The organism is Arthrobacter sp. TB 26, from assembly GCF_000427315.1.
Taxonomy (GTDB): Bacteria; Actinomycetota; Actinomycetes; order Actinomycetales; family Micrococcaceae; genus Arthrobacter.
Window position 1 is genome coordinate 1 of record NZ_AUPJ01000251.1, and the last position, 9,484, is coordinate 9,484.

Here is a 9,484-nt window from a genome sequence, read left to right on the forward strand (position 1 = left end):
GGCTGCCAGCGTTTCTCGGGGAGTGGTTCCGCCCCCGTCTGGGGTGGCGCGGACAGCGGTCCCAGCGGGTCTTTCAGGGTGCGTTCGGCGGCGCCGACAGCCATCTCGAGCACATCCAGGATTGCATTCCAGGCTGCCAGGGCGGTGTCGGTGGTCGAGGTCATGTTCAGGGTTGATTCGGAGTGCTGGATACCGGCTCCCCCTAAGCCGGTTTCCACGTCCGCCCAATTACCCAAAACCTAGACTCCCGCCACCTGTTCCGGGCTGGGTGTTCCAGGCGCCGGCCGAGGAGAATCCGGCGGGTGCGGCGGGGACGACGGGGCTGGCGCCGTAGGCCGCGGACGCGGGTGCAGCGGACGGGGCGGGAACAGCAGCGGCGGCGTCGTGCCAGGCCTGCCGCAGGGGCTCCAGCAGTTCAATGGCCTCGCGGGTGAGCGCCGGGTCCCGCTGGATGTTCGCGTTGACCAGGGCGGTGAAGGCGTAGTTGTACAGGCCCAACAGGCCGTCGGCCCCGTCCCAGGCGTCCGTCTTGAGCGAGGAGATGAGTTCGGCGATGATCGCCTGGCCGTGGAGGAGATTCTCCGAAGCGACGGGCCAATTGGCCGTCTGCTGTGCGTTCTCCGCCCTGCCAAGGTCCAGCAGGAGACGGTCGTAGAGCATCGTGAGCAGGCGGGCCGGCGGAGCCGAGAGGACGGAATCGGCGAGGTACTGGTTCCGTTGGGCGGCACTTCCGTAGCCGCTGCCAAAAGTTGTGGTCATGCTGGGTTACTTCCTGAGGAAAGGCCGCCGAGCTGGGCGGTGAGCCAGGACTGTTGGGCCTTCATGTTGCTGAGAGCTACTTCCAGGCCGGAGTAGGTGCGCTGCAGGGTGGCTTTGCGGGACGCGAGCCGGGTATCCCAGTCGGTGATGCGGGTGGCCAGGTCACGGACCTCCGACTGCTGTCCGGTGATCTTTTGGGTCAGTGTGCCGTCGTACTTGTCCGAAGCGGCGGTTGCGGCAGCGGCGATGCGGGTGGCGATTTCCTGGACTTTGGCTGCGGTGCCGGCGGGATCGGCGGCGAGGGCTGCCGAGAATTTCTTCTCGTCGAACTCCATACTTCCGGTCTTGGTGATGCTGATCCCGATTTCCGACGGCGACCGCGGTGGCGTGCCGACCGGCAAGGATGCGGCGGACAAGATGCCCTGGTTCACCGAACGCACCGCGCTGTCGCTGGCGAAGATGCCTGCGGTCGTCGATGTCCCGCTCGTATTGGTAGTGCTTGTGACCGCGGTCTTGCTGGCCACGAGGGAGAAGATGCCGTTGGCGCCCGAGACGAGGTCGGAGGCGAGCTTGGTGATGCCGGCGTCGTCCCGGGCCACGGTGAGCGTGACGGGAGCGGCCGTGATTTCTGTGGCGGTGATGGAAACGCCGGGCAAGAGATCGGTAAAGGTGTTTGTCGAAGATTTCACCGGCTGCGCGGCACTCCCGCCCGTTGGCCAGAGGGTGATCTGAGCGTCCTGCGCCGCCTTGACGTCGGTGAAGGTGGCTGCCGGGTCTTTGATCGTGAAGGCCCCGGCTTCGCCGGACTTGGTTGCGGTGAACTGCAGGCGGTATTCGCCCCCGCCGACGGCTACTTTGCTGGCAGTGACGCCGGCTCCGGCCGCATTGACGGACGTCACGACGTCGTCAAGGTTGCTCGAGAGCGGCTCGATCGTATAGTCAACGCCCCCGCTATTGATGGTCATGGTGGTGTACGGCCATCCCACCACGGCGTTCACTTTGGGTGTGACCGTGACCTGGGTCTGGGCGAGCAGGTCGACCTGGAAGTCGATGGAACCTGCTTTGGCGGCAGCGGTGGTGGTGGCGGTGACCTTGTCGCTGCTTGTGGTTGCGGTGTTGAGGTCCAGGGCGCCGGGTTTAGCAGCAGCGGTGGCCTGGGTGGCGAGGGCGGCAACCTTGCTGTTGAGGCCCTGCAGTGCGGACACCATGGACTGAAGGTCCTGGGATTTGTACTTAAGCAGCGTTTGCGGGATGGCCTCAACCTGCATCACGGAACTGATAAGCGCGGTGGTATCGAGCCCGCTGGCTAGTCCGTCGAGTGAGATTCCCATCGCTGCCTCTCATTGCTGCAAATGACTGCTGGTGCCTATGTTCGGAACATTCAGATGTTGCGCGTAAGGGCCGGACGATGAATTGCGTTCATCATCCGGCCCTTCCGCAGCATTCTTGATCGGGATTAAGTCTTCGTCCGATCAAGGTGGCAGCCTCACTTCTGGACTACCGGAACCGGTTTAGCGCAGGAGCGAAAGTACACCCTGGCTGGACTGGTTTGCCTGGGCCAGCATTGCGGTGCCGGCCTGCGACAGGATGTTGGCCTTGGTGAACTTGACCATTTCCTGCGCCATGTCGACGTCGGCGATGCGGGACTGCGCGGCAGACAGGTTCTCGCCAGCAACGTTCAGGGACTTGATCGTGTGCTCGAGGCGGTTCTGGGCTGCACCCAGATCCGAACGCTGAGATGAAACATTGCCGATAGCCGTGTCGATCTTCGCGATCGTCGCGGCCGCATTCGTGGCGTTCAGCACGTCGAAATCGGTGCCTGCAGCGCCCAGAGCACCGAAATCAGCGGTGACGTCGCCCAGGTCGATTTCAATCTGGTCGTTCAAGGCGACGGAACCGGCGCCGACCTGGATCTGAATCTTGCCGTCGTTAGCGGCACCGGCCGAGCCGTCAAGCAGGTTGATGCCGTTGAAGTTCGTGGACGCCGCAATGCGGTCCAGTTCCTTGCCGAGTGCCGTGGCTTCGGTCTTGATGGCCGTCCGAGCCTCGTCATTATTAGTGTCGTTACCACCCTGGACAGCCAAGTCGCGCATACGCTGCAGGATGGAGTGGACCTCGGTGAGGGCGCCTTCAGCGGTCTGGATGACTGAGATGCCGTCCTGGGCGTTGCGGGCAGCCTGGGCCGAACCGGTGACCTGGGACTTCAGACCCTCCGAGATGGAGAGGCCTGCAGCGTCATCGCCGGCGCGGTTGATGCGCAGGCCGGTGGACAGCTTCTCCAAGGACTTGGAGAGATCGTTCTGGGTGTTGTTGAGGCTGCGGTAAGAGTTGTTTGCCGCGAGGTTGTTATTGATAACGAAGCCCATGATGTTTCCTCCGTGAGTGGGACTGTAAGCGATGGCCCATCCGTGGGCCTTCAGGAGTAGTTATCGCCCTTTCCGAAGCACAGGTAAGCAAAATTGCGAAATTCTTTTCAGATCGATTTTCCCTGCCATTCCGCATGTAATACGCCTTATTCCCCCTAACGGATCCCGCTCCCCGGCCGATAGTTTCTACGAACCCTGCTGAGGGCTGCAATTGACTCCATAGGTACTGCAGTCCCGGCACCACCGCATCAGTCACCATTGAGGGAGCCGTCCGGACCATGGCCATCCACGAACTTTCAGCCCTGCTGTGGCGGGAGCGTGAACTCCTGGACGTTCTCACCTTCAAGCTTGAGGAAGAGCAGCTGCTGCTCACCTCGGGCAAGTCACGCTGGCTGCCCCACGGCACCAAGGAAGTTGAACAGGTCCTGGGGCACCTTTCACAGGCTAGCTTGGCGCGGACCATCGAGGCCGCCGTCGTCGCCGAAACGTGGGGGCTGCCCACTGACGCTTCCCTGGCGGAACTGGCCGCCGCCGCCCCGGAAGGCGCCTGGTCCGAAATCCTCACTGCACACCTGACCGCACTGACCCGCCAGACCTCCTTGATCAAGGAACTGCGCGACTCCAACGAGCAGTACCTGCGCACCGCCGTCCGCTCCACCCAGGAGTCGCTCGCCGATCTACGCCCCGCCGCCGGCACCTACGACGCGCACGGCAAGACCGGGGAAACCGCCGGCTCCCGCATTTTCGACAAGCAATTTTAGGGAAGCGACCGTGAGCACCTTTGGCGCCCTGAACACCGCCTACCGCGGGCTGACCGCCGCCCAGCAGGGCATGAACGTGGCCGGCCAGAACATCGCCAACGCCGCCACCGAGGGGTACACCCGGCAGCGCGTCGAGCAGTCGTCGCTCGCGGCGCCCGCTCGTGGCCTGTTCAGCGGCGGCCTCCTGCGGGCCGGCCAGGGCGTGTCGGTGGACGCCATCGCGCGGCTCGGCAACAGCTTCCTCGACGGCGGCGTCCGCTCGACAGCTGCCCAGGCCGGCTACGCCAGCGTCCGATCCGCGACACTGCAGGGCATCGAAGGAATCCTTCAAGAACCCGGCGACAACGGTATCTCCTCCGCTTTGCAGGGATTCTGGTCCGCATGGCAGGGCGCCGCCAACCAGCCGGACCAGTCTGGGCCCAAGGGACTGCTGCTGACCGCCGCGAATTCCGTGACGGACAAGATCTCCTCCGCCTACCAGGCCCTCGACTCGCAATGGAGCAGTGTCCGTGGCCAGGCACAGGACGCGGTGACCGCCGTCAACGCGGCAGCCGCCCAGGTTGCTTCCTACAACACGACCATCCGCTCCACGCTGGCCGCCGGCGGATCGGCCAACGAGCTCATCGATGCCCGGGCCAGGCTCACGGACCAGATCGCCGGCCTCGCCGGCGGCACCGTCCGCGAACAGCCCGACGGCACCGTGGATGTCCTGGTCGGCGGCAACGCCCTCGTCACGGGCGGCTCGGTACGGACCCTGCAGCTGGCAGGCGCCACGAAGCTGAGCGATGCCGGCACCAACGCACCCCGCATTGAGTGGACCAACCCCGGCGGCACGGCAGCCCTCGACGGCGGCGAACTCGCCGGCGCCCTCTCCGTACTGGCACCGGCAGACAAAGGCGGTGCCATTGCCCAAGCCGCCGAGTCCTACAACGCTTTCGCGAAAGAGCTGGCAAAGGCTGTCAACGACGTCCACAAGTCCGGTGTCACGGGCACCGGCGCCACAAACGTCGACTTCTTCACCACTACCGGCACGGGCCCCGCTGCGCTGAGCATTTCCGGCCCCACCACCATCGACAACGTCGCGCTCAAAGCATCAACGGGCGGCGCCCTGGACACCAGCATCGCGGACACAATCTCGCAGCTCGGCACCGGCACCGGTTCGCCTGACAAGTTTTGGGCGGCCATCGTCACCAACATCGGCGTGCAGTCCCGCGGAGCCCAGCAGCACGAATCGCTCACCAATGCCGCCCAGGCCTCCGCCCTGACCGGCCGGGCCTCCCAGGCATCCGTGAGCCTCGACGAAGAAAACGTCAGCCTGCTCACCAACCAGCACGCCTACCAGGCCGCGGCCCGCGTGATGACCGCCGTCGACGAAGCCCTTGACGTCCTGATCAACCGCACCGGACTGGTAGGAAGGTAGACCCATGCTGAACCGCGTCACAAACCTGACCATGAGCGCCAACGCCCAGCGGAGCCTGCAGACCCAGCAGTCCAGGCTGGCCGAACTGCAGGAAAAGGCGACCACACTCAACAAGATCTCCCGGCCCTCGGACGATCCCGCGGCCACTGCCAAGGCGCTGGAGACCCGATCCCTTCTCGCGGCCAACGCCCAGTACGGCCGGAACATCGACGACGGCAACACCTGGCTCACCGCCGCGGATTCCGCCCTTGAGCAGGCCACCAACGTGATGCACCGCGTCAAGGACCTCACCGTGCTGGCCGGAAACGGCTCGTTGAACCAAGCCGGCAAGGACGCCATCGCCCTCGAACTGGAATCCCTGAACAAAGAGCTCGTCGCGATCGCCAACACCAAGCACCTGGGCCGCAACATTTTTGCCGGTAACTCGGATAACCCCGAGGCCTTCAGCGGCGCCGTGCCTCCCACCTTCAACGGCGCCGGCCTCAACCCAGTAGAGCGTCGCTTCAGTGCGACCCAGACTGTGAGGGTCGACGCCGACGGCCAGAAGATCTTCGGCAGCGGCACCGGCTCCGTCTTCGACGCCGTCAAGTCGATCGCCGACGCGCTGAAGGGCGGCACGGCCCCCACATCGTCGCAACTTGGCAACTTGGATACTTGGTTTAATAGCATCGTCGACGGACGTGCTGAAGTAGGAACACGCCAGGCACAGCTGGAACGCGCCGGCACCGTCAACACAGATTTGGAGGCCAACTTGGATGCGCAGAAGATGGGCATAGAGAAGCTGGATCTTGGCAGCGTGATCATGGACCTGAAGCTTCAGGAAACCAACTACCAGGTGGCCCTGGCCGCAACGGCACGGGTCCTGCAGCCCACGCTGATGGACTTCCTCCGGTGAGTACTGCCGTGCTGAACACACCAGTGTCATTCACCGTCCCGATGCCGGGACTCGAGAACGCCCGCGACTTCACGCTCCGGAGCGTCGATGGCGCAACCGGGTTGTACGCGCTGGAAGCGACCTCCGGCACCCCCGCGAGGCTGTTCCTGGCCGACGTGGCCGTCTTCGTTCCCGGCTACAACCCGCCGATTCCAGCTGCCGCGCTGGAGGCCCTGGAGCTGGAGGAGGGCGAGGCACCGCAGGTACTCGTCGTACTCAACCACTCCCCTAAAGCCACGACGGTAAACCTCATGGCCCCGATTGTGCTGAACACGGCAACCCGCCGTTGCAGCCAGCTGGTCCTGGACGGCCGCGAATACCCGCTTAGGGCGGACCTCAACTCGCTCTGAGGTTCCCTCCCGACCCAGGACTCACCAGAAATGCGCGACGTCGATCACCAGTCGTGAGCCTGTATCCGGCCCCGCCAGGGAGAATACGCGGAACGGCAGCCGGGCACGGACCCCGAGGCCAAGGGTTGAGTACCCCTCGAAGCTGCCCGCCCATGCTACTTGCCGGAACGTCTGGTAGCCGTTGACGTCGGTCAGTTCATTCCGGTTTGCCGGGTTGTAGGTAGCGTTGCCGTTGTCGTCATAGGCCGGGGCGTTGGCGGTGATCTGGAGGAACGCCTGGCCCCGCAGCGGGACGGGGAGGCCCGATCCGTCCTGCGTCACTTGCGGAACGTAGCGGACGGTGTAGCCGCCGACAGGTCCGTTGAGATCAATGACCAGCCGGTCGAAGCAGTAGTGCTGGCCGGTGCGGACGTTCGTCAGCTTGGCCTGGCTCAGTGCCGGTTCCGCTTTGACCAGCGACCCCCACACCAGCCCGCAATAGGGAGCCGCTGATGCGGGACCGGGCGCCACAAGCCCGGATCCAACCGCCATCAGGATAGCTATCAACCACACCCGGAACGTCTTCATGTGGGCCCCCTAAAGAGATGAGATAGCTTCAGAATAGGAGCATTTCGGGGCTGAATCGAGGGGCCTGCCGGATCGGCGCCCAACCGTTAGGCTGCGCCGCGGCCGGTCACAGGACCGTTGCACCGGCGTCGTCCGCTTGTTATTGAACCCGCCGGTTGGAGAAGTCCCGGCGAAACGGCGAAACGCCGGTTCCCTTGCGGGAGCCGGCGTTTCGCAGTGCCTTGCTGTCTTGCTATGAAGTGGCGGTGCGCGGTGGAAGGTCCCCTAGCCTTCGCAATCGCGGCAAAACTTCATGCCGTTCTTTTCCTTGGCCACCTGGGACCGGTGACGGACCAGGAAGCAGGAGGAACAGGTGAATTCGTCGGACTGTTCGGGAACAACAATGACCGTTAGTTCTTCGCCGGAAAGGTCGGCGCCGGGAAGGTCGATGCCTTCAGCCGTGTCGTTCTCATCGACGTCGATGACAGCGGTCTGGGCGCCGCCGCCGCGGGACGCCTGAAGGGCCTCCAGCGATTCAGCGGGAGACTCTTCTTCTGTCTTGCGTGGTGCGTCGTAATCGGTAGCCATTTGGGGGTTCACTTTCGTTGCTGCGCAGCGCCATTTCAGGCACCTCAGTGAAGCAGTTTAGGACATTATGCACGCAGGTGAAGAATAGTGTGGCGAATCCGACACTTTGCGTCGGACAGTCCACCGCAGCCCGCTCAGGTTACCGGCCAGACGATGAGCGTCTTCCACTTGGCTGGGTCGGGCTCCGCCGCCGGGTCGCTGAGGTAGTACTCCCACATCGCGTTCCCCGGCGTCAGGCCGTCGGCCTGCATCTTCCCCATGATCGCCCCGTACGTTTCGGGCAGAGTCTCGTACGGGCCCACGTGCATCGCTTCGAACGCCTGGCCCGCCGGGAGGGTTCCCGCGGTCACCCCGCCGTCGCCCCCGCCGGGAAAGGGCGCCGCCACGGGAAAGCCCGCCTCAACGTCGACGACGTCGGTCGGCATTCCGCGGTACAAGGCAAATGGCGGCCCCGCCAGCTGGACGTGCTGTTGTTCGGCCGCGCTCATCACCAAGCTGTAGGCGCGGCTGAAGAACTCGCGCAACTCCTTCATGGGAACGGTCTCCCGCAACACCGCCGTCGGCTGCTCCTGGAGCTGCGTGGACTTGATGTCCGGCGTCTTTTCCGGATTCGTTTCAGTCATATGCCCAGACTCCGCTGCGCGGATTCCGTGGACTAGGGCCTAACGTCCCCCGGGCCAGGTGACCGGACCCTGGAGAACACCTTCGATCAGTCGATGACGGACAGGTCCGGAATCCATTTGTCCTGTGACTCCTGGGCGTTGAACATCAGGATCCAGACGCCATCCTTGGCCCCGTGGATGTCCGTAAACGGCGTGTACGCGAACCAGAACTGACTGGGGGCCTGCGTTGCCGCGTTCTGCATTTCGATGATCTTGAACGAAAGCTCCTCCCAGGAGCCGTCCATGGGAATGAAGCTATTGGATTCGGCCACGACGGGCGCGCCCGTTGGGTCCGACAGCCCGGAGATAACCGTCCCCCGGGTCAGCTCAGAGGGCGTGGAGACTTCCGCGTAGGCCGTGGGAAAGAGGGGCGAAACCCGTGACGGGGCCATCTTTGCGTAGTTGCCGCCGGGGCCCGCCGGGGTGGCCGTGGAGCCTTGATCCGGCTGGACACTCCAGCGGGCCGTCGCTGCCTTGAGGCGTTCGTCGTTGACGATCTGCTCCCCGGTGTCCGAGCTGGACACTTTCCTGGCGGCCGGGAGCTTGATGTCCGGGGCCATGCCTGCCGCCCCGGTGATCGCGCTGTCCTGGTAGACCTCACGAAGGAACGCCCCGTAGGCCAGTTGGTCCTCACGGCTCTGCTTTTCAAACGTGGCCATGTCCATGGCCTCCAACGTGCTGACCTTCGACTGCTGCTCCGCCGTGAGCGCCTTGTACGGCGCGCTGTCTGGCACGGGTGTCCAGGCCGGTCCTGCCGGGGTGGGGTCGACAGAAGCCGGGGACGAGGCGGTGGTCTGGGTTGGGGCAGTGGTCTGGGTGGAGGTCCCGGGCTGCGCTGGGGCACCGGCAGCGCAACCCGACAGCGCGGCGGCCAGGGCGAGGCACAGGCCGGCGGCGGCGGCGCCCCGGTGCAGGTGCTTGGCTGTCATGGTGTCCCCCAAACTACCTTTGGCCTGCCGGTTATCCCGGGGCCAGAGTGTGCTTTGCGTGCCTCGGCCAACCGTCCACGAGGTGGCCGACGCTTTACCGACATTGTCCACAATTGGCTCGTTCTTCGCCATGCTTGCCCTGCCGGGATAGCAGACAATAAAAAACCGC

Annotated in this window: 11 protein-coding genes; 4 read left to right on the forward strand and 7 right to left on the reverse strand. The window is 64.5% G+C overall.

All coding sequences use genetic code 11. The features are described from left to right. Window positions 1-228 precede the first annotated feature (228 nt). From fliS to K789_RS0109155, 3 genes are all read right to left on the reverse strand, one after another. Window positions 229-759: a flagellar export chaperone FliS gene (fliS, locus tag K789_RS0109145; RefSeq protein ID WP_024366497.1), complete on the reverse strand. Its 531-nt coding sequence runs from the start codon at window positions 757-759 to the stop codon at window positions 229-231. Beyond that, window positions 756-2,090 (reverse strand): flagellar filament capping protein FliD, encoded by a 1,335-nt coding sequence (gene fliD / locus K789_RS0109150; RefSeq protein WP_024366498.1) that lies wholly within the window; start codon window positions 2,088-2,090, stop codon window positions 756-758. Before fliD ends, fliS begins: the two co-directional genes overlap by 4 nt. 180 nt (window positions 2,091-2,270) lie before the next feature. After that, a complete protein-coding gene (locus tag K789_RS0109155; RefSeq protein ID WP_024366499.1) occupies window positions 2,271-3,125 on the reverse strand; it encodes a flagellin in 855 nt (284 codons plus the stop codon). Window positions 3,126-3,403: 278 nt separating this feature from the next. Here K789_RS0109155 and K789_RS0109160 point away from each other — a divergent pair, with 278 nt between their 5' ends. Genes K789_RS0109160 through K789_RS0109175 form a run of 4 tightly spaced genes read left to right on the forward strand, consistent with a single transcriptional unit; the run spans window position 3,404 to window position 6,590 of the window. After that, the gene (locus tag K789_RS0109160) at window positions 3,404-3,886 is read left to right on the forward strand and encodes a flagellar protein FlgN (RefSeq protein WP_024366500.1); all 483 of its coding nucleotides are present in this window, start codon (window positions 3,404-3,406) and stop codon (window positions 3,884-3,886) included. 10 nt (window positions 3,887-3,896) lie between these two features. Then, window positions 3,897-5,306 carry a flagellar hook-associated protein FlgK gene (gene flgK / locus K789_RS0109165; RefSeq protein ID WP_024366501.1) on the forward strand — a complete coding sequence of 470 codons (1,410 nt, stop codon included), beginning with the start codon at window positions 3,897-3,899 and terminating at the stop codon, window positions 5,304-5,306. A 4-nt stretch (window positions 5,307-5,310) separates the two neighbouring features. Beyond that, entirely contained in the window at window positions 5,311-6,201 is an 891-nt protein-coding gene (gene flgL, locus K789_RS0109170; RefSeq protein WP_024366502.1) for a flagellar hook-associated protein FlgL, read from the forward strand. Window positions 6,202-6,209: 8 nt separating this feature from the next. Continuing rightward, a complete protein-coding gene (locus K789_RS0109175; RefSeq protein ID WP_237739563.1) occupies window positions 6,210-6,590 on the forward strand; it encodes a flagellar assembly protein FliW in 381 nt (126 codons plus the stop codon). A gap of 21 nt (window positions 6,591-6,611) precedes the next feature. Here K789_RS0109175 and K789_RS0109180 read toward each other — a convergent pair whose 3' ends face one another. The 4 genes from K789_RS0109180 to K789_RS0109195 form a co-directional block, all read right to left on the reverse strand. Beyond that, a complete protein-coding gene (locus K789_RS0109180; RefSeq protein WP_024366504.1) occupies window positions 6,612-7,157 on the reverse strand; it encodes a hypothetical protein in 546 nt (181 codons plus the stop codon). Between the two features lie 264 nt (window positions 7,158-7,421). Beyond that, window positions 7,422-7,724: a DUF4193 domain-containing protein gene (locus K789_RS0109185; protein WP_024366505.1), complete on the reverse strand. Its 303-nt coding sequence runs from the start codon at window positions 7,722-7,724 to the stop codon at window positions 7,422-7,424. Between the two features lie 134 nt (window positions 7,725-7,858). Further along, window positions 7,859-8,347, reverse strand: a complete 489-nt coding sequence (locus K789_RS0109190) for a GyrI-like domain-containing protein (RefSeq protein ID WP_029704805.1) — start codon at window positions 8,345-8,347, stop codon at window positions 7,859-7,861. Window positions 8,348-8,433: 86 nt separating this feature from the next. After that, window positions 8,434-9,315, reverse strand: coding sequence for a hypothetical protein (locus K789_RS0109195; protein ID WP_024366507.1), 882 nt, complete (start codon window positions 9,313-9,315; stop codon window positions 8,434-8,436). Window positions 9,316-9,484 lie beyond the last annotated feature (169 nt).